We start from the raw sequence: 19514 nt of genomic DNA on the forward strand, positions 1-19514 counted from the left end.
CCCTCCCAACACTCAGTCGGCTGATGGAAGACTCGGAGGGTGCATCTCCTCGCGGTCCTCAGCATGAAGAACCGGGCGCTCATCGCGCTCGTCACCGTCGTCATCGCCGTCTTCGGCGGAGTCGCCCTGACCGGGCTCAAGCAGGAGCTCGCGCCGTCGATCTCCTTCCCGCAGCTCGCCGTCGTCACGTCCTACCCGGGCGCCGCTCCGGAGGTGGTCAACGACGACGTCTCGACGCCGATCGAGACCGCCATCCAGGGGGTGCCGGGGCTCGAGACGACCAGCGCGACGTCCTCCACGGACTCCTCCCTCATCTCGGCGTCCTTCACCTACGGCACCGACCTCGCCACCGCCGAGCAGAAGATCCTGCAGGCGATCAACCGGATCAAGAGCACGCTCCCGGACGGCGTCGACCCGCAGGTGGTCACCGGCTCCCTCGACGACCTGCCGGTGCTGCAGCTCGCCGTGTCGAGCGACGGCGACGCGGACGCGCTGGCCGAGCGCCTGCGCACCACGGTCATCCCGGACCTGGAGAAGGTCGAGGGCGTGCGCGAGGCGGCGCTCGTCGGCGAGACCGCCCAGCGCGTCACGATCACCCCGGACGACGCGGCGCTCGCCGCGGCCGGCCTCTCGACCGGCGACATCCGCTCGGCCCTGCAGCAGAACGGCGTGCTCGTCGCGGGCGGACAGATCACCCAGGACGGGTCGACCTTCTCGGTGCAGTCGGGCGTCAAGCTCGACTCGACCGACGCGATCGCGGCGCTGCCGCTGCTGCCGTCCGCAGGTGCCTCCGCGGGTTCGGGCGGCGCCGGTGCGTCAGCGGGCGCGGGTGCCTCCGCGGGTGCCGGGGCTTCCGCCGGCGGCTCCGACGCCGGAGCAGCGGCGGGAGGCGCGGCCGTGACCGCAGAGCCGACGGTCACCACCCTCGGCTCCGTCGCGACCGTCGCCGTCACCGACGCCCCCGTCACCTCGATCTCGCGCGTCAACGGCCAGCCCGCCCTGACCCTCTCGATCACCAAGCTCCCAGCCGCGAACACCGTCGACGTGTCGACCGGCGTGGCCGCGCTGCTCCCGGACCTCGAGGAGTCGATCGGCGACAACGCCGCCTTCACCCCGGTCTTCGACCAGGCGCCCTACATCCAGGAGTCGATCGCGTCGCTCGCGCAGGAGGGGGCGCTCGGCCTCGTCTTCGCCGTGCTGGTGATCCTGCTGTTCCTGCTGTCGGTGCGCTCGACCCTGGTCACGGCCATCTCGATCCCGACCTCGGTGCTGATCACCTTCATCGGCCTGCAGACGGCCGGCTACACCCTCAACATCCTGACCCTCGGCGCGCTCACCATCGCGATCGGGCGTGTGGTCGACGACTCCATCGTCGTGATCGAGAACATCAAGCGGCACCTCGACGCGGGTGAGGACCGGGCCCGGACCATCGCGGTCGCCGTCCGCGAGGTCGCCGGCGCGATCACCGCCTCCACGATCACCACGGTCGCGGTGTTCCTGCCGATCTCGTTCGTCGGCGGCACCACGGGCGAGCTGTTCCGGCCCTTCGCGCTGACCGTGTCGATCGCCCTGCTCGCCTCCCTCGTGGTGGCGCTGACGATCGTGCCGGTGCTCGCCTACTGGTTCCTCCGCCCCTCGAAGCGGCCGGCGGTGCGCCAGGCCGCGCAGGCGGCGCTCGCGGAGGAGCGCGCGGCGGCCGGAGGGGCACCCGCCTCGGGGGTCCCGGCCGACACCGCCGCGCCGGTCGAGGAGGCCCCGCACCACGGCGCCCACGCCGCTCCCCGGCGGGCGCGCGGGCTGCAGTCGGTGTACGGCCCGATCATCCACTGGACGCTGAAGCACTCGGTCGTCACCGTCCTCCTCGCGCTGCTCGTGCTCGTCGGGACCGGTGCGCTGTACCCGCTGATGAAGACGAACTTCCTCGGCTCCAGCGGGCAGGACACCTTCACCGTCACACAGACGGTCCCCGTCGGCCAGAGCCTCGACGCGCAGGACGCGACGGCGCAGCAGGCGAGCACGGCGATCCTCGGCGTCGACGGCGTCGAGACCGTCCAGCTCACCGTCGGCTCCTCCGGCGGCCTGCAGAGCGCGTTCGGCGGGGGAGGCGGCGGCGGCACCTCGATCCGCTACTCCGTCACCACCGACGAGTCGGCCGACCAGGAGGCCGTGCAGGCGGACGTCCGCGACGCGCTGTCGGGCGTCGCCTCGGCCGAGGACATCAGCGTCGCCGCCTCCTCCGGCTTCGGCGCCTCCTCGGACATCGAGGTCGACCTCTCGACCGCCTCGCAGAGCGACCTCCAGAGCGCGAGCGACCAGCTCCTCGAGGCCCTGCGCGGGACCGACGGGATCAGCCAGGCCGAGAGCAACCTCTCCTCCTCGCTGCCCTACATCGCGGTGCGGGTCGACCGCGACGCCGCGGCCCGGGCGGGTCTCAGCGAGGTCGCCGTGGGCACGATCGTCAGCCAGGCGCTCCAGCCCAGCCAGGTCGGCAGCGTCGTGATCGACGACCGCACCCTCTCGATCTACCTGGCCGACGGGCAGCCGCCGGCCACCGTGGACGAGCTGCGGAACCTCGAGGTGCCGACCCTCACCGGCACCGTCGCGCTCTCCACCCTCGCGGCGGTCGAGCAGACGGACGGTCCGGCGAGCATCACCACCGAGCGCGGGCAGCGCACCGCGACCATCACCGTCACCCCGGAGGGCGACGACCTCGCCTCGGCCAACGTCGCCGTGCAGAACGCGATCGACGCGACGGCGCTTCCGGCCGGTGTCGACGCCTCCCTCGGCGGAGTGACCGCCGACCAGGCCGACGCGTTCTCGCAGCTGGGCATCGCGCTGCTGGTCGCGATCCTGATCGTCTACGTCGTGATGGTGGCGACGTTCCGCTCGCTCCTGCAGCCGCTGCTCCTGCTCGTGTCGGTGCCGTTCGCGGCGACCGGCGCGATCCTCCTGCAGGTGATCACCGGCGTGCCGCTGGGCGTGCCGTCCCTGATCGGAGTGCTGATGCTGATCGGCATCGTCGTCACGAACGCGATCGTGCTCGTGGACCTCGTGAACCAGTACCGCGACCGCGGGATGCCGGTGCGGGAGGCGCTGCTGCACGGCACCGAGCGGCGGCTCCGGCCCATCCTGATGACCGCCCTCGCGACGATCTTCGCCCTCCTGCCGATGGCGCTGGGGATCACGGGCCACGGCGGCTTCATCTCGCAGCCGCTGGCGATCGTCGTGATCGGCGGCCTGGTGTCCTCGACGGTGCTGACCCTCGTGGTCCTGCCCGTCGTCTACAACCTGGTCGAGGGGTATCGTGAGCGGCGGCGTGCCGCCCGCGCCGGGAAGGCGTCGGCATGACGGACATCAGGGATGCGGCCGAGACGGTCGGCTCGCGCTGGCGCAGCGGCCCGGAGCGCGCCACCGCGGTCCTCGACGAGATCGGTCCGGAGCGCTTCGTCGCCCGCGACTTCCGCCCGGGCACGCTCCGGCACCTCGTCCTGATCCGCTTCCGCCCGACGGCGCTGGTCGCCGAGGCGGACGAGGTCACCCGCCGCTTCCTCGCCCTGGCCGACGAGTGCGTCCGCGACGGACGGCCCTACATCGAGTCGATCGAGACGGGGCCGCAGCTGAGCATCGAGGGCGCGGGCGAGGGCTTCGACCGCGCGTTCCTGCTGACCTTCTCCTCCGAGGGCGACCTGCACTACTACCTGGGCCGGCCGGCCGTCGAGGACCCCGCGCACTGGGATCCGGCGCACGACGCGTTCAAGGAGTTCGTCGGGCCGTTCGTCGACACGGCCGGCATCGTCGCGTTCGACTTCCGACCCGAAGCGCACTGATGGCGACTCCCGAGTTCGTGCTGCGGCTGCGCGACCGGATCGGGACCGAGCTGCTCTGGCTCACCGGCGTGACCGCGGTGATCCTCCGGGAGGAGCCGGCGCTCGAGGTCCTGCTCGTCCGACGCGCCGACACCGGCGCCTGGACGGCCGTCACCGGGATCATCGACCCGGGCGAGACCGTCGCCGGGACCGCCCGCCGCGAGGCGCAGGAGGAGGCGGGCGTCGAGATCGAGGTCGAGCGCCTCGTGCAGGTGCACACCCTGCCGCCGATGCAGTACCCCAACGGGGACCGTTCGCAGTACCTCGACCACGTGGTGCGCTGCCGCTGGATCTCGGGGGAGGCCCACGTCGCGGACGACGAGTCGACCGAGGTCGGCTGGTTCGCGCCCGACGCGCTGCCGCCGATGTCGGACGAGCACCGCGCGCGGATCGAGCGGGCGCTGTCGGACGAGCCGGGCTGCTCGATCGACTGACGGCGGGGGTGCGCGCCGGACGAGGCGGGGCCGCCTCTCGGGAGCGGCACACGCCTCGGATCGGGCGCTGCTCAGACCGGACGCGCGAAGCAGAGCACCGCGTCGTCGCCGAGGTGGGCTCCGAAGCCGTCGATCGCCGTGAAGCCGAGCGCCCCGGCCGCTGGGGCGAGCTCCGGAGCGGCGGCCAGGCGCAGCGTGCGGATCCGCTGCACCCGCGCCCACGACTCCGCCGCCGCGACGAGCCGTCGGGCGACTCCCGTGCGCCGGTGGACGGAGGCGACCACGAGCTCCAGCACCTCGGCGAAGTCGTCCGGGCCGGGAGCGAGCACCAGCACGCCGGCCGCCGCCCCGTCGATCCGGGCGATCAGGACGCGGGCGTGCGGGGGTGGGACCGCGGCGAGGAGGCCCTCCGCTCCGGCTGCGTCCTCGAGGCGGACGACGACTCCGCTCACGAGCCCAGGTGGGCGCGGAGGAACTCGACGACTCGAGCACGCAGAGCGTCGTCGAGGAGCGCGATCGAGTGCAGCGAGCCGGGGAGGACGAGGAGGTCGACCCTCGAGCCCGCTGAGCGCAGCGCCTCGGCGAAGCGGGCCGACTGGCTGAGCGCGACCCGTTCGTGCGCCGCGTGCGCGATGAGGAACGGCGGCTCGGAGCCGTCCACCTGCGCGAGGGGCGAGGCGGCGGTCGCAGCGGGGCAGGAGGCGAGGTCCGCGCAGTCGAGGTAGCTGCGCACGGCGGCCGCGACTCCGACCACCGGGTCGTCGTCGGCGAGGCCGGCGGCGCTGAGATCGGAGGGGCCGCTCAGGTCGACCACGGCGGCCAGGCGCGACGAGGTCGCCGGCAGCGTGCCGAGCAGAGAGGCGAGGTTGCCGCCGGCCGAGCCGCCGAAGGCCGCCACCCGCTCCGGATCGATGCCGAAGCGCGCGGTCTGCTCCGGCTCGAGCAGCCAGTCGAGGGCGGCCGTCACATCGTCGAGCTGCGCGGGGAACACGGCGGCGGGCGCGAGGCGGTAGTCGACCGAGACGGCGACGAACCCCTCCGATCCGAGCCACTGGCAGATCGGACGCCAGTTCGCGTCGGCCTTGCCTCCACGGGCCCAGCTGCCGCCGTGCACGACGAGGACGGCGGGCCGCGGCTCCGCCGACGGGGCAGGGGAGGAGCAGACGTCGGCGCTCTGCCCAGTGCTCGCGTCGTAGACGACGTCGGCCGTCACGCTCACGCCGGACCAGTCGGGTGCGGGTGCCGCTCCGAGCGCCTGCGCCACCGGCTCCGAGACAGGAGTGGTGCTCGCGCAGCCCGAGAGGAGGAGTGCGAGGGCGGCCAGGACCGCGGCGACGCGTCGCGGGGATCGGGTGGGCTCGCGCATGAGTGCGATCAGCGTACGGGGTGCCCGGCGCCCCGGATGCGGCACCCCCGCGATCAGGGGGTGCCGGGCTCGCGCTGCAGCCGGACCAGGACGACCCCCGCGAGGATCAGCGCGCCGCCGCCGAACTGGATCGGCGCGGGCAGCTCGCCGAGGATCAGCCACGCGGCCGCGATCGAGAACAGCACCTCCGTCAGCCCGACGAAGGAGGCTATCCGCGTGCCGAGACGGCGTCCGCCCTCGATCCCGAGCAGATACGCCAGCACCGTCGACATGCCGAGGATCACGCCCGCGGGGAGGAGCCAGCTGACCTCCGCTCCGACGAACACCACCTCTCCGAACGTCGCGCGCAGCGGTGTGACGCCGAGCGCCCCGAGTGCCAGCAGGATCGCGGCGCCGACCGTCATCGCCCCCGCCGTGAGCGCGATCGGCGGCAGCTCCGGATCCACTCGACCGGCGATGACGTAGTAGACGCACAGGCCGAGCGAGGCGGTCAGCGCCCAGGCGATGCCGACCAGCTCGGGGGTCGACTCGCCGGACAGGTCGAGCACGAGCACCAGGCCGCCGAGCGCGAGCGCGGAGCCGGCGAGGGTGAAGCGGCCGGGGTGCCGGCGGGTGCGCGCCCAGGCGAGGAGGACGAGGAACACCGGCGCGAGGTACTCGATCAGCAGGGCGACGCCGACCGACATGTGCTCGATCGCGCTGTAGAAGCAGAGCTGCGCGGCGATCACGGCGAAGACTCCGTAGAGGGCGATCGTGCCGAGGTTGCGGCGGAGCACGGGCCAGCGGCCGCGGAGGGACAGGATCGCCGGGATCGCGAGGATCAGTGCGGCGCCGCCCGCGCGCCAGAGGACCGCGGACGCCGGCGTCCAGCCCGCCTCGAGGAGCGGCTTCACGAACGGCCCGCCCAGACCGAACGCCGCCGACGCGGCCAGCGCCGCGACGAGGCCGGAGCCGAGGCGCCGTGCAGGCGCGGGCGCGCTCGCGGCGGGGAGGGTGACGGCGGCAGTGCTCTCGGCGGTCATGGCCGGCTCCTTCAGGAGTCAAAAGGATTACACTCGTGACAGCGAGCTGATCGCACATTACTGAGCCGCACTGTCAGGAGTCAACATGGTGTTCGCCTATGACGTCGAGGCGTCACTGACCTCCACCGCCACCCTCGTCAACACGCTCCCCGAGCTGTCGCCGTCCGGCGAGGACGAGATGGCGACGATCGAGCAGCTGGACGACTTCCTCCTCGAGAACCGGTACACGGGCAGCCGCGACGGATCGACCGAGGAGCTGGAGGCCGTGCAGTCGATCCGCTCCTCCCTCCGCACCCTCTGGCTCACGCGGGCCGAGGAGGACCTCGTCCCCGTCGTCAACGGGATGCTCGACTCCGGCCGCGCGCTCCCGCAGCTGGTCCGGCACGGACCCTACGGCTGGCACCTCCACGCGACGCGCGACGAGAGCCCGCTCGCCACGCGCATCCTGGTCGAGGCCGCCATGGCGTTCGTCGACGTGATCCGCGGCGACGAGCGCGAGCGGATCCGCGTCTGCGCGGCGGAGGACTGCGAGGCGGTGCTCGTGGACTTCTCCCGCAACCGCTCGAAGCGCTACTGCGACACGGGCAACTGCGGCAATCGCGCGAACGTGGCCGCGTACCGGGCCCGGCGGGCGTCGCAGTAGCGGACGGGCGGTCGTTGCGCGCGGGCGCGCGTCGATCGTGCTGCGGCTCGGGGCCGGGGGGCTGTATGCGGGGCGACTCCGCGGGGGACCGGTTGCGGAGGTGCACGACTCCCGGGCTTCGCGGCTCCCGACCTGAGCGGCTACCGAACTGAGCGGCTCCTGGCCGCACGTCTCCCCGCCCTAGCCAGGCTCCGGGGCCGCGTGTAGACTCGCTCGGTCGGCTCTTGACACCGTGCGTTCTCGTGCGGATGGGTTTGTTAGTCAAGTGGGCCGAGTCTCCGACAGTCGTCGTGAGACGAATCACATGTGTGAATCGGCCCCGGTCAATGACTCGCCCGGGTTCTCCCCCTGCTGCCCCGCAGCAGTCCAGCGCACGGACGCCCCTCACGACGGGGCTCCTCCGGCGTCGCCTCCTCGCGCACGACCTGAACCCAGGAAGAACTGCCATGCCCAAGAACAAGAAGCCCGCCGGCGGACGTCCGGCCAAGAACTTCGAGCCCAACCGCTTCGGCGCCTCGAGCGGAAAGTCCCAACTCGGCGGCCGCTCGCGCTTCCCCGGCGCCAAGCCGGGCTCGCGCAGCGAGGGCCACCGCGGATTCCGCGCCGTCGACGAGAACGCCCCCAAGAAGGCGCGCTGGAACGCCGACGAACGCGCCGAGCGGGCCACCGAGCGCGCCGATCGGCCCGCCCGCGGGAACGACCGCGACGAGCGGCCCTCGCGCGGCTACGACCGCGACGCGCGTCCGGCCCGCTCGAACGACCGTGACGAGCGTCCGGCCCGCGGGTACGACCGCGACGCACGCCCGGCCCGCTCGAACGATCGCGATGAGCGTCCTGCGCGTTCCTTCGATCGCAGTGACCGTCCGGCCCGTTCCTTCGACCGCGATGCGCGTCCGGCGCGCTCGAACGATCGCGACGAGCGTCCGGCGCGTTCCTACGGGCGCGATGAGCGTCCGGCGCGTTCCTTCGACCGGAGCGACCGCCCGGCCCGTTCCTTCGACCGCGATGCGCGTCCGGCCCGCTCGAACGACCGCGACGATCGTCCGGCCCGCTCCTACGGACGCGACGACCGTCCGGCCCGCACCGGCGACCGCGACGAGCGCCCCTCGCGCGGCTACGACCGCACCGAGCGTCCCGCCCGCTCGTTCGACCGCAGCGACCGTCCGGCTCGCTCCTTCGACCGGGACGCGCGTCCCTCGCGCGGCCACGACCGCGGCGACCGCCCGACCCGCTCGCTCGACCGCGACTCCCGGCCCTCGCGCCGCGACTCCGGCTCGGACTTCTACCCCAGCCGCGACGCCCGTGCGCCGCACCAGGCCGACGACGTCGTGCTCGAGCGCCTCGAGGCGACGGCCACTCTCGCCGTCGACGTCGAGGGCGTCACCTTCGGCGACCTCGGCCTGGGCGGGAACATCGTCCGGATGCTGACCGAGCTCGGAGCGGCCGCGCCGTTCCCGATCCAGGCCGCGACCATCCCCGAGGTGCTCGCCGGCAAGGACGTCCTCGGACGCGGCAAGACCGGCTCCGGCAAGACCATCGCCTTCGGCGCCCCCGTCGTCGAGCGCCTGATGGAGAACAACGGAGCGAAGGGCCGCAAGCCGGGCCGCGCTCCACGCGCGCTCATCCTCGCGCCGACCCGCGAGCTCGCCATGCAGATCGACCGGACCATCCAGCCGATCGCCCGCTCCGTCGGCCTGTTCACGACGACCATCTACGGCGGCGTCCCCCAGTACAAGCAGGTCGGAGCCCTCCAGCGCGGAGTCGACATCGTCATCGCGACGCCGGGCCGCCTCGAGGACCTCGTCGAGCAGGGGCGCCTCGACCTCTCGAACATCACCATCACGGTGCTCGACGAGGCCGACCACATGTGCGACCTCGGCTTCCTCGAGCCGGTGCAGCGCATCCTCCGCCAGACCGCCGACGGCGGCCAGCGGCTGCTGTTCTCGGCCACGCTCGACAAGGGCGTCGCGACGCTCGTGGACGAGTTCCTGGTCGAGCCGAGCGTCCACGAGGTCGCCGGCGAGGACCAGGCGTCCTCGACCATCGACCACCGCGTGCTCCTGATCGAGCACCGCGACAAGGCCGAGATCATCGAGCAGCTCGCCGCCCGCCAGGGCAAGACGCTGATCTTCGCCCGGACCCGCGCGTTCGCGGAGCAACTCGCGGAGCAGCTCGACCACGCGGACATCCCCGCGACGAGCCTCCACGGCGACCTCAACCAGTCGCGCCGCACCCGCAACCTCGCACTGCTCACCAGCGGACGCGTGGACGTGCTGGTCGCGACGGACGTGGCCGCGCGCGGCATCCACGTCGACGACATCGACCTGGTGATTCAGGCCGACGCTCCCGACGAGTACAAGACGTACCTCCACCGCTCCGGCCGCACCGGCCGCGCGGGCAAGACGGGCACGGTCGTGACGCTCATCACGCGCAACCGTCGCCGCCGCATGGAGGAGCTGCTCGACCGGGCCGAGATCGAGGCCGAGATGATCGAGGCCCGCCCCGGCGACCGCGTCCTGCGCGAGATCAGCGCCCCGGCCGAGTAGCCGCCGACCGCACGACGACGAGGCGCGGACCCCCTGCATCGGGGTCCGCGCCTCGTGTCGTTCGTGGTGAGTGCTGTGGTGCGGAGTGACGGCGAGTGCCGGGTCGTGGTGACCCTCCGACTCCGCGCTGCGCAGGGCTCCTCGCTGTGCGGCTTCCCGTTCGGACAGCTCTGCGTTGCGCGGCTCTGTGCTGGACGACTCTGTGCCGGACGACTCTGCAGTGTCCGGCTTCGCGGAGGGCTTCTGCACGCACGAACGCCGAAGGGCGGACACCTCGCGGTGCCCGCCCTTCGGCGTGTTCACCGGCCGGAGCCGGTGAGGGGAATTAGCTGGCCGGGGGGGTCAGCACGGTGTCGATGAGGTAGACGGTCGCGTTGGCGGTCTGGACGCCACCGCAGATGACGGACGCGTCGTTGACCTTCAGGTCGTCGCCGGAACCGGTGACGGTGAGGTTGCCACCCTGGACAGTGGCGTGGTCGCCGGCGATCGCGTCAGGGGCGATCTGGCCGGGGACGACGTGGTAGGTCAGGATCGAGGACAGCGTGGCGGCGCCCTCGGGGGTCTTGAGGGAGCCGACGGTCGCGGCGTCGAGCTTGGCGAACGCGTCGTCGACGGGGGCGAAGACGGTGAACTCGCCGCTGTTCAGCGTGTCGACGAGGTTGACGTCGGGGTTGAGGCCACCGGAGACCGCAGCGGTCAGGGTGGTGAGCAGCGGGTTGTTCGACGCGGCGGTCGCAACGGGGTCGAGCGACATGCCCTCGACCGAGCCGGCGCCGTCCGGAACCTGCTCGGCGTAGGCGGCACAGCCGGGACCGACGAGGTTCGCGGCCGGGTCCATGGTCGCCATGGGGGTCGAGGAGGCGGAGGCCGACGAGGTGGCCATCGGGGTCGACATCTCGGTCGCCGCGTCGCTGGCGGCGGTGGTCGAGCCGCTTCCGCTCGAGCAGGCGGTGAGGCCGAGGGCGGCGGTGCCCAGCAGGGCGAATGCGGCGAGGGCGGAACGCTTGGTGGATCGCATGGGATTACTCCTTCGTGAGACGGCCCCCACGTGATGCGGAGGACCTGTTCTGTGTGGACCGTGTCGCGGCCGTTGACATGTGTTCGGAGCCCTCCCTGCGGGGGTTTGGATTTCTTTCGGTGATCTAGGTAACGGCTTCGTAACGGCAGGGAACCGGGACGGCGGGGAGCTGCTCCGCCGCGTCGATTACCCTGGAGACGTCGCGCGCACGCGTCGACGCGACGACGAGAGGACGGGCGAGTGCAGACCCGAGGTGCACGAGTGGCTCGCGGCATCGCCGCCGCTCTCGCAGCGACCGCCACGGCCGCCGCCTCCCATACGCTCGCGGGCGCCGAGACCCCCGCTCCTGCCGTGCTCGCCCTCGCCGCGGCGTTCGCCGTCGTCGTCTGCGTCCTCCTCTCGGGGCGCCGTCCGTCCCTTCCCCGGCTGACGCTCTCCGTGCTCCTCAGCCAGATCGCGTACCACGGCCTCTTCCTCATCACGGGCAGCGGTGGGGAGGTGAGCGTGGTCGGGACGACGGGCACCGGCGCGCACTTCCACGACGGGTCGACCATCGAGCTCATCGCCGGCGGAGGCGGACACGCGGCTCACGCTCCGGTGATGCTCGTCGCCCACCTCGCTGCGGCTGCCTTCACGATCGCGGCGTTCCGGTACGGCGAGCGCCTCTTCTGGACGCTGGGAGCAGGCCTCCAGCGCGTCGTCGTACGGATCGTCGCCCGCGCGTCCGCGGTCGCGCTCCCGTCGGCACCCGGCGTCTCGATGACGGGCACCCCCGCGCCGCGGGCGACTCGATCCCTCGACGCGGTCCTCTCGATCCTCCGGCACCGCGGGCCGCCGCTGCGGGTCCTCCGCGCCGCCTGACGCCCCTCCCGTGCGGGAGCGGCTCCGGTCGGCGCCCCGCACGCACCGCGAACCCGCGCTGCGTCCAGAACTCCCGGCCCCGCGCCGGATCTCCCCCGAGGACACGACCGTCATGACCCGTTCTTCTTCTTCTTCTTCTTCCTTCTCGCGGCTCCGCCTCGTCGGCAGCGGCGCACTCGTCGCCGCCGGATCGATCGCGCTCGCTGTCGCCGCGCCCACTGCGGCCAGCGCACACGTGACCGCGGCGGCGAGCAGCACCGCCGCCGGCTCGTACACGGTGGTGACGTTCTCGCTGGCCCACGGCTGCGAGGGCTCGCCGACGACGGGACTCACGATCACGATGCCCGACGGCATCAACTCGGTCAGCCCGACGATCAACCCGAACTGGGACGTCGTGAAGAACGAGGTCGCGATCGCCGACCCGGTCACCGACTCCCACGGGAGCACCGCGACCAAGCGGGTCTCGGACGTGGTCTACACGGCGAAGACGCCCCTCGCCGACGGCTACCGCGACACCGTCGCCCTCCAGCTGCAGCTCCCCGAGGACGCGGCGGGCTCCACGCTGGAGTTCCCCGTGCTGCAGACGTGCGAGACCGGCAGCACCGCCTGGGACCAGCCGACCGTCGACGGCCAGGACGAGCCCGAGCTGCCCGCTCCCACCGTCGCGGTGACCGCGGCGGAAGCGGGTTCCGGCCACGGGGGCGGACACGACGACGACGGCGACGGTGACGACGCGGTCGCGACCACCGCCTCGGCGACGACGGCCACGAGCGGCGACGACGTGCTCGCCCGCATCCTCGGAGTCGGCGGGCTCGTCGTCGGCGCGGTCGGCGTGGCCGTCGGGCTCGCCTCCCGCCGCCGCGGACCCCGGGCGTCGGCGTGACCCGTCGGAAGGCCCTCGTCGCCGCGACCGCGATCGGGCTGCTCGGCTCGATCGCGGTGGCGGCGCCCGCCAGCGCGCACAACTACCTCGTCTCGACGACTCCCGCTGCGGACTCGACCGTGACGGAACAGCCGGGAACGCTGGTGCTGACGACGAACGACGACCTGCTCGTCCTCGGGACGGACGGAACGGCGGCGGCTCTCCGCGTCGTCGGGCCGGACGGGCTCTACTACGGCGACGGCTGCGTCAGAGTCGTCGGGCCGGAAGCATCGATGCCGCTCGAGCTCGGCGCGGCGGGGGAGTACGAGGTGACCTGGCAGGTCGTGTCCACCGACGGGCACCCCGTGTCGGGCCAGTACGCGTTCGACTGGGCGCCGGCCGACGGGACCGCGCTCGCCGAGGGGTCGGACTCGGTCCCGGACTGCAACGGCACCGTCGCGGTCTCAGGAGGACATGCCGAGTCAGCCGACGAAGCGCAGGCGACGTCCGGATCGGACCCCGCACTCCTCGGGGACGTCCTGTGGATCGGCGGCGCTCTCGCCGCGGTCGCCGCCGCCATCGGAGTGACGCTCCTCGTGCTGCGACGGCGACCCCGCGACTGAGGCTCGTGAGCCTCCTGGGGTGGCGGTCGGTCAGTTCAGGAGGCTCGCGAGGGGCCCTTCGCCGAGACCGGTCAGGACGGCCGCCGCGTCCTCGTAGACGGCGACGGCCCCGGCCTCGCGGAGTTCGTGCTCCGAGGTTCCGCCGGAGAGGACTCCGACCGTTGCCAGGCCCGCGCGCTCGGCGGCCAGGACGTCCCAGGTCGCGTCGCCGACCATGACGGCGCGGTCGACGGAGACACCCGCGCGGTCGAGCGCGATAGAGATTACGTCGGGTGCTGGCTTGGCGGTGGAGACGTCGGCGCCGCTGGTGACAGCGTGGACGGACCCGCCGAAGTCGAGGACGTCGAGAAGCACGTCCAGCTCGTTCTGCGGTGCCGAGGTGGCGAGGACGACGTGGACGCCTCGACCGACGAGCGTCGCGACGAGCTCGCGAGCTCCCGGAAGTGGAACGATGCGTGCTGTCGTCTCGGTGTAGTTCTTGGTGTGCAGCGACTTCACCAGTGCGCGCTGCTCCTCCTTCACTTCGTCCTCGAGGAGCATGTCGAGCAGCTCCGACGAGTCTGCGCCGATCGCTCGTTGGATGCGCCAGGCGGGCACGACGAGGTCGGCCTGCCAGAAGGCGCGCGACCACGCCTCGACGTGGAGGAAGTTCGTGTCGGCGAGGGTCCCGTCGATGTCGAAGAGCACCGCGGAGGTCCCCGTCGTCGCGTCTTTCCTGTCCTTCGTTCCTGCCATGTCGCTGCCCCTCTTGTCGCTTCCGCGCCTATCGGCCCGTGCCGTCCACGCTACGCGGGCGCGCCGAAGCGGGCCCGCCCCTTGACCTGCCCGTCCACGCCACCCGACCTGCCCCTTGTCACGGCCCGCCGGTCCCGGTCGGATCGTGTCCGCCCTCCGTCCCGTTCCCCGGCTCCCCGGGCCGGGTGACATGCTGCCGTCCCGTCGGGCTCGTCCAGTGCAGCGTGCCGTCCGGCTCCTGCCGGTGGGTCCACCCCGTGGTGTGGCGGAGCCGGTGGTGGTGTCGGCAGAGGTGCGCGAGGTTGTCGACCGACGTGGTGCCTCCGTGGTGCCAGTCGTTCGTGTGGTCGACGTCCGCGTGGCGGGTGCTGCGGGTGCATCCCGGGAACCGGCAGGTCCCGTCGCGGTGCTGGAGGTGGCGACGCAGGTCCGCCGGCACTCGGTAGGAGTCGCGTCCGACGGAGAGGACCGCTCCGCTCTCCGGATGGGTGAGCAGCCGCGTGAACGAGGGAGCACCTGCTGCGAGACGCCGCGCGGTCTCCGGATCGACGGGTCCGTATCCGTCGAGGACGGCGGGCTGGTCGGACCGCCCGAGGAGGGTCAGCGCCGGCACGGTCACCGCGACTTCGGCGCGCACTCCCGCCGGCATCGACGTGCCGTCTCCCTCGGCCGATGTCTCCCCGTCGACCAGCAGCGCAGCGGCGATGTCTGCGCGGAGCTGGCCCAGCGTCCGCTCCTCGTCCGGCAGATCCGCGAGGGAGCGGGCGGCCCGGTCGATCCTGTCCATCGCGCCGAGCACATCGGGAGCTGCGGTGTAGAGGTGCAGGATCGCCATCCCGTCGTCGAGGCCCTCCACCCAGAGCGCGCGACGACGGGCGCAGTCCCGATGACGTTCGCTGAGCGTCTGCGGGTGCAGCCGTTCCCGTAGCGACCGGAGGGCGCGTCGCAGCTGGGGCGGCGTGCAGGCGACCGCGATCGTGGCGGCCTCCTCGTCGAAGCGCCCACGGACCTCGGCGGGGACGTCGAGCGCTCCTCGCACCACGAGTCGCGCGTGCTCGGGGGAGAGCGCTCCGTCCGCGAGTGCGCGCAACGTCGCCGGGAGGTCGTTCACCAGCAGGCGTGCCTCGTCGACCAGTGCAGAGGCGTGCGCCTCCGAGACCCGGAGTCTCGTCGCGAGCTCCGCGATCAGCGCCCGGTGCGCCGCCTCCGCCCGATCCATCTGCACCTGGACGTGCTCGCCGACGAGCGCCGCCGGTGCCGCCATCGCGAGGCGGCGTGCCTCCTCGACTGCCCGGTACCGGGATGCCTCGACGGCGGACCGCTCAGCGTGCCGTGAGCCGGCGAGCGCGAGCGCCTCCGTGAGCGCGTCGTCTACTGTCGCCGATTCCTTCATGCCCTGATCTCACCGGACGAAGTCTCGCCGTGGGCCTCGGGAGCGCCGTTTCATCGGACAGCATCGCGAAGATCCGTCTGTGGAGGAGCGTCGCCCCCTCACACCTTCCGCGGCACCGTGAACACGGTCTCCACTCCCGCCGAGTACAGCACCGAGTCCGGCGCGCGCGTCGCCAGCCCGGGGAAGCCCGCGGCGTCGAGCAGCCCGTCGTCGAGCGCCAGCAGCTCCGCGCGGCGCAGCGGCCACGGCCGGTGCAGGTTGCGGCCGTACCAGGTGGAGCCAAGGTGGCGCTCGTGGTAGGCCCAGCGTGCGGTGAGGAACGAGGCGAGCGGGTCCTCGCCGACCGGGTCGCCCGGGCGGACGACGATCCGGGAGCGGGCGGCCGAGTCCGAGTGCCGGATCGTGTCGTAGATCACCGCGCCGTGGCGGTGCTCGATGCTCATCCGGGCCCAGCGGTAGGGGAGCCCGAACACCGCCTGCGCGGTGAGCACGGGAAGGAGGTGGGAGGCGTCGAGCGAGACGAACACGACTCCGCGTCGTCCCTGCTCGTCGACGGAGTAGAGCCGGACGTTCACCTCGGGGAAGGTGCCGAGCCAGGGCACCCGCGGGCCGCCGAGGAAGGCCGTCCGCGAGAGCCGGAACGGGATCAGGCCCACCCAGGAGGAACCGTCGTGCTCGTCGGGCCTCGTCCCGGCCGGGAGGTGGGGCGCCACCAGGGCGGGGTCGACCCGCCAGTGCAGGAACGTCGCCTCGGTCCAGCGCTGTTTCAGGATGCGCGGTCCGCCGAGCGCGGGCGCGGAACGGGTGACGGGTTCGACGGATCTCACGCGCCCATCGTGCTCCGATGTGCTGCGAGCTCGCCCGTGCAGGCGCGCTCAACGGCGTGCGACGAGTGCCTTCAGTGTCTCCAGCACCAGGGCCACCGGTGCGGAAGAGGCGGCGGAGTTGCGCACGACGGCCTCGAGGGAGCGGACGGGCCGGGGACGGACGACGGGCACGGCGCGGACGCCGTCCGGCAGGCGGTGGGCCGCGAGCTCCGGCAGGACCGTCACTCCCATGCCCGCGGCGACGAACGCGGCGGCGGTGATGTGGTCGTTCGCCTGGACGTGGAAGGGCGGCGCGAACCCGGCGGCGGCGCAGGCCTCCACGACGTTCCGGCGGCACCAGCCGGTGGGCAGGTCGTTGTCGACCCAGCGCTCGTTCGCGAGCTCGGCGAGGTCGATCTCGCTCCGGGAGGCGAGCGGATGACCGTCGGGCAGGACGACGAGGTAGGGGTCGTCGAGGAGGTGGTGCGCCGTGAATCCGGGGGCGGTCGGCTCGGAGGAGGCGACGAGGAGCTGCACGTCGGGGCGCGCGCCGAGGTCGTCGTCGAGCTCCTCTCCCAGGCGCAGGTCGAGGGCGAGGCCCGGGAACGCGGCGCTCAGCCGGCGGGCGACCTCCGGCATCCAGGCGCTGCCGACGGAGGCGAAGTACGTCACGGAGAGGCGGCCGGAGCGGCCCTCGCGCAGCTCCTCCACCACGGCCGCCGCTTCGGCGAGGCGCTCGAGGACGCGGTCCGCCTGGGCGGCGAGGGCGCGTCCGGCGGGGGTCGGGCGGACGCCGCGGCCCACCCGCTCCAGCAGGGTCAGTCCGGTCTCGCGCTGCAGAGCGGAGAGGTGCTGGCTGACGGCGGACGGCGTGTAGCCGAGGCCGGAGGCGGCTCCCGCGATCGAGCCGGAGGCGACGACGGAGCGGAGGATGCGGAGCCGGTGCACGTCGAGCATGAGACGACCGTACAGTTCGGCTGAACGATCCGACAGTGAACGGAACTGGTGCTGAATCCCCGGCAGCGCCACGATGGCCTCATGACCGACGTCTCCTCCTCCGCCCCGCCCTCCACGAGGGACGCCCTCCTGCTGTGGGGCGCGATCGCGGTCACCGTCCTGCTCTGGGCGTCGGCCTTCGTCGGCATCCGCGCCACGACGGAGGACTTCGGCCCGGGCGCGCTGACCCTCGGCCGCATCGTGGTGGGGTCGCTCGCGCTCACGGTGGTGCGCGTCGTCCTCATCGCCCGGAGGCGCCGCTCGGAGGCGGGTCCGGATCCGCGCACGGCGGTCCCGCGCGGGCGCCTCCTCCTGCTCGTGCTGGGCTGGGGGGTCGCCTGGTTCGGGGTCTACAACCTGGCGTTGAACGCTTCGGAGCGGCATGTCGACGCGGGGACGGCGGCGCTGCTGGTGAACATCGCGCCGATGATCACCGCCGTGCTCGCCGGGCTGCTGCTGGGGGAGGGATTCCCCCGCCGTCTCCTCGCCGGGATGCTCGTGGCGCTGACCGGCGTCGCGGTGATCGCGTTCTCCACCTCCACCGGGCAGTTCGACGTGATCGGCGTCGCCCTCGGCCTGGTGGCCGCCGTCGTCTACGGCGGCGCGGCGACCCTCCAGAAGCGCCTGCTGGGCCGGATCGACGCGCCGACGATGACCTGGCTCGGCTGCCTCGCCGGCACGGTCGCGTGCCTGCCCTTCGCACCGGAGCTCGTCGAGGCGCTCGCCGCCGCTCCGCTCTCCTCGATCCTGGCCGTGGTCTACCTCGGGATCTTCCCGACGGCCGTCGCCTTCACGACGTGGGGGTACGTCCTCGCGCGCTCCAGCGCGGGTCGCACCGCGGCGTCCACCTACGCGGTGCCCGCCGTGGTCGTGCTGCTGTCCTGGCTCGTCCTGGGCGAGACCCCGCAGCTCGCCGCGCTGCTCGGAGGCGCGCTCGCCCTGGCCGGAGTCGCGGTGGCGACGCTGCGGAGGCGCCCGAAGGCGGTCTGACCGGCGGCGGATGCTCCTCCACAGCCGCCCGATCGCGTCGAGTCCTCGGACGAGGCGGCTCGCGGGGATCCCGCGGGAGGGCCCGGGATATGCTGGGCGGACGTTCATCCCAGTCGGCGCCGAGCGCCAGGAACGGTGAGGATCCCGATGACCGAGGCCCTGCAGCCGCCCGTCCAGAACGCCCTCTCGCTCACGCCTCCGGAGCCGGTGGCAGCGGTGCCGACCACCTCGGCGCCGTCGATCGCGCCGAAGGTGCCGGAAGCCGCCCTGCCCGGCCTCGAGGCGAAGGTCGACGGCTACCTCGACACGCTCCTGGCGACGGAGTCCCGCAGCCCCGAGTTCGCGACGCGGGCCAACGACATCCGCACGATGGGCGACGCCGACATCCGCTCGGCCGCCGACTCGTCGAACCGGCTGCTGAGCACGCCGGTGCGCGCCCTCCAGGAGGGCGGGCTCTCCGAGGGGTCGACCATCGGCAAGACGCTGCTCGAGCTGCGCCGCACGGTGGAGGATCTGGACCCGTCCGAGGACAACCTGCAGAAGAAGATCCTGGGCTTCATCCCGTTCGGCAACAAGATCACCGACTACTTCCGCCGCTACGAGAGCGCCCAGTCGCACCTGAACGCGATCATCCAGGCCCTGTACGACGGGCAGGACGAGCTGCGGAAGGACAACGCGGCCCTGAATCTCGAGAAGCAGAACCTCTGGGAGACGATGACCCGTCTCAACGAGTACATCTACGTCGCCGAGCGGCTCGACGTGAAGCTCTCGGCGAAGATCGCCGAGCTCGACGCGACCGATCCGGAGCGGGCGAAGGCGCTGCGCGAGGACGTCCTCTTCTACGCGCGCCAGAAGCACCAGGACCTGCTGACCCAGCTGGCCGTGTCGATCCAGGGCTACCTCGCGATCGACGTCGTCATCAAGAACAACGTCGAGCTGATCAAGGGCGTCGACCGCGCGACGACCACGACCGTCTCGGCGCTGCGCACGGCGGTCATCGTGGCGCAGGCGCTCGCCAACCAGCGCCTCGTGCTCGATCAGATCACGGCGCTGAACACCACGACGTCCAACATGATCGAGGCCACCTCGCGCATGCTCGCCGACCAGTCGGCCTCGATCCAGTCGCAGGCCGCCTCGGCCACGGTCGGGCTGCCGCAGCTGCAGGCCGCGTTCGCGAACATCTACCAGACGATGGACTCGATCTCGGACTTCAAGATCAAGGCGCTCGACAGCATGGCCCAGACCGTCGGAGTCCTGCAGACCGAGACGGCGAAGGCCGGCGAGTACGTCGAGCGGGCCCGCCGCAGCAACTCGGACATCGACGCGACGTCCTCGCTCGATCTCGGCCGCTAG

Annotated in this window: 18 protein-coding genes; 10 read left to right on the forward strand and 8 right to left on the reverse strand. The window is 72.7% G+C overall.

What is annotated here, in order from left to right; translation table 11 throughout:
* Positions 1-39 precede the first annotated feature (39 nt).
* From C5C95_RS02090 to C5C95_RS02100, 3 genes are read left to right on the forward strand one after another with little or no spacing between them, the layout of a single operon-like run.
* The gene (locus tag C5C95_RS02090) at positions 40-3348 is read left to right on the forward strand and encodes an efflux RND transporter permease subunit (RefSeq protein ID WP_104323688.1); all 3309 of its coding nucleotides are present in this window, start codon (positions 40-42) and stop codon (positions 3346-3348) included.
* Positions 3345-3827, forward strand: a complete 483-nt coding sequence (locus tag C5C95_RS02095) for a Dabb family protein (RefSeq protein ID WP_104223816.1) — start codon at positions 3345-3347, stop codon at positions 3825-3827. Before C5C95_RS02090 ends, C5C95_RS02095 begins: the two co-directional genes overlap by 4 nt.
* Complete coding sequence (locus tag C5C95_RS02100; RefSeq protein ID WP_104233119.1) at positions 3827-4300, forward strand: NUDIX domain-containing protein; 474 nt, start codon at positions 3827-3829, stop codon at positions 4298-4300. Before C5C95_RS02095 ends, C5C95_RS02100 begins: the two co-directional genes overlap by 1 nt.
* A gap of 71 nt (positions 4301-4371) precedes the next feature.
* Here C5C95_RS02100 and C5C95_RS02105 read toward each other — a convergent pair whose 3' ends face one another.
* From C5C95_RS02105 to C5C95_RS02115, 3 genes are read right to left on the reverse strand one after another with little or no spacing between them, the layout of a single operon-like run.
* Positions 4372-4752, reverse strand: coding sequence for a GNAT family N-acetyltransferase (locus tag C5C95_RS02105; RefSeq protein ID WP_104323689.1), 381 nt, complete (start codon positions 4750-4752; stop codon positions 4372-4374).
* Entirely contained in the window at positions 4749-5666 is a 918-nt protein-coding gene (locus C5C95_RS02110) for an alpha/beta hydrolase (protein WP_104323690.1), read from the reverse strand. The genes C5C95_RS02105 and C5C95_RS02110 overlap by 4 nt, the downstream gene beginning before the upstream one ends.
* 53 nt (positions 5667-5719) lie before the next feature.
* On the reverse strand, positions 5720-6688 hold the full coding sequence (locus C5C95_RS02115; RefSeq protein ID WP_104323691.1) for a DMT family transporter: 969 nt from the start codon (positions 6686-6688) through the stop codon (positions 5720-5722).
* An 85-nt stretch (positions 6689-6773) separates the two neighbouring features.
* On the opposite strand from C5C95_RS02115, the gene C5C95_RS02120 reads away from it, so the two are divergent.
* On the forward strand, positions 6774-7331 hold the full coding sequence (locus tag C5C95_RS02120; RefSeq protein WP_104269364.1) for a CGNR zinc finger domain-containing protein: 558 nt from the start codon (positions 6774-6776) through the stop codon (positions 7329-7331).
* A gap of 446 nt (positions 7332-7777) precedes the next feature.
* A complete protein-coding gene (locus C5C95_RS02125) occupies positions 7778-9877 on the forward strand; it encodes a DEAD/DEAH box helicase (RefSeq protein WP_104223822.1) in 2100 nt (699 codons plus the stop codon).
* 325 nt (positions 9878-10202) lie between these two features.
* Here the strand turns inward: C5C95_RS02125 and C5C95_RS02130 are convergent, their stop codons facing one another.
* Positions 10203-10895, reverse strand: a complete 693-nt coding sequence (locus C5C95_RS02130) for a fasciclin domain-containing protein (RefSeq protein ID WP_104323692.1) — start codon at positions 10893-10895, stop codon at positions 10203-10205.
* Positions 10896-11156: 261 nt separating this feature from the next.
* Here C5C95_RS02130 and C5C95_RS02135 point away from each other — a divergent pair, with 261 nt between their 5' ends.
* The 3 genes from C5C95_RS02135 to C5C95_RS02145 all read left to right on the forward strand — a co-directional run bounded on the left by C5C95_RS02135 (position 11157) and on the right by C5C95_RS02145 (position 13241).
* The gene (locus C5C95_RS02135) at positions 11157-11756 is read left to right on the forward strand and encodes a hypothetical protein (RefSeq protein WP_104323693.1); all 600 of its coding nucleotides are present in this window, start codon (positions 11157-11159) and stop codon (positions 11754-11756) included.
* A 112-nt stretch (positions 11757-11868) separates the two neighbouring features.
* Positions 11869-12639: a YcnI family protein gene (locus tag C5C95_RS02140; protein ID WP_104323694.1), complete on the forward strand. Its 771-nt coding sequence runs from the start codon at positions 11869-11871 to the stop codon at positions 12637-12639.
* Entirely contained in the window at positions 12636-13241 is a 606-nt protein-coding gene (locus C5C95_RS02145; protein ID WP_104323695.1) for a copper resistance CopC family protein, read from the forward strand. The genes C5C95_RS02140 and C5C95_RS02145 overlap by 4 nt, the downstream gene beginning before the upstream one ends.
* A gap of 30 nt (positions 13242-13271) precedes the next feature.
* Here the strand turns inward: C5C95_RS02145 and C5C95_RS02150 are convergent, their stop codons facing one another.
* From C5C95_RS02150 to C5C95_RS02165, 4 genes are all read right to left on the reverse strand, one after another.
* On the reverse strand, positions 13272-13976 hold the full coding sequence (locus tag C5C95_RS02150) for an HAD family hydrolase (protein WP_104267141.1): 705 nt from the start codon (positions 13974-13976) through the stop codon (positions 13272-13274).
* 118 nt (positions 13977-14094) lie between these two features.
* Positions 14095-15369 carry an HNH endonuclease signature motif containing protein gene (locus C5C95_RS02155; RefSeq protein ID WP_104323696.1) on the reverse strand — a complete coding sequence of 425 codons (1275 nt, stop codon included), beginning with the start codon at positions 15367-15369 and terminating at the stop codon, positions 14095-14097.
* A 98-nt stretch (positions 15370-15467) separates the two neighbouring features.
* A complete protein-coding gene (locus C5C95_RS02160) occupies positions 15468-16196 on the reverse strand; it encodes a YqjF family protein (RefSeq protein WP_104226183.1) in 729 nt (242 codons plus the stop codon).
* A gap of 48 nt (positions 16197-16244) precedes the next feature.
* Positions 16245-17132: a LysR family transcriptional regulator gene (locus tag C5C95_RS02165; RefSeq protein WP_104323697.1), complete on the reverse strand. Its 888-nt coding sequence runs from the start codon at positions 17130-17132 to the stop codon at positions 16245-16247.
* Positions 17133-17213: 81 nt separating this feature from the next.
* On the opposite strand from C5C95_RS02165, the gene C5C95_RS02170 reads away from it, so the two are divergent.
* Positions 17214-18161, forward strand: coding sequence for a DMT family transporter (locus C5C95_RS02170; RefSeq protein WP_104323698.1), 948 nt, complete (start codon positions 17214-17216; stop codon positions 18159-18161).
* A gap of 147 nt (positions 18162-18308) precedes the next feature.
* Positions 18309-19514 carry a toxic anion resistance protein gene (locus C5C95_RS02175; RefSeq protein WP_104223833.1) on the forward strand — a complete coding sequence of 402 codons (1206 nt, stop codon included), beginning with the start codon at positions 18309-18311 and terminating at the stop codon, positions 19512-19514.

Source organism: Rathayibacter sp. AY1B7, assembly GCF_002932735.1.
GTDB lineage: Bacteria > Actinomycetota > Actinomycetes > Actinomycetales > Microbacteriaceae > Rathayibacter.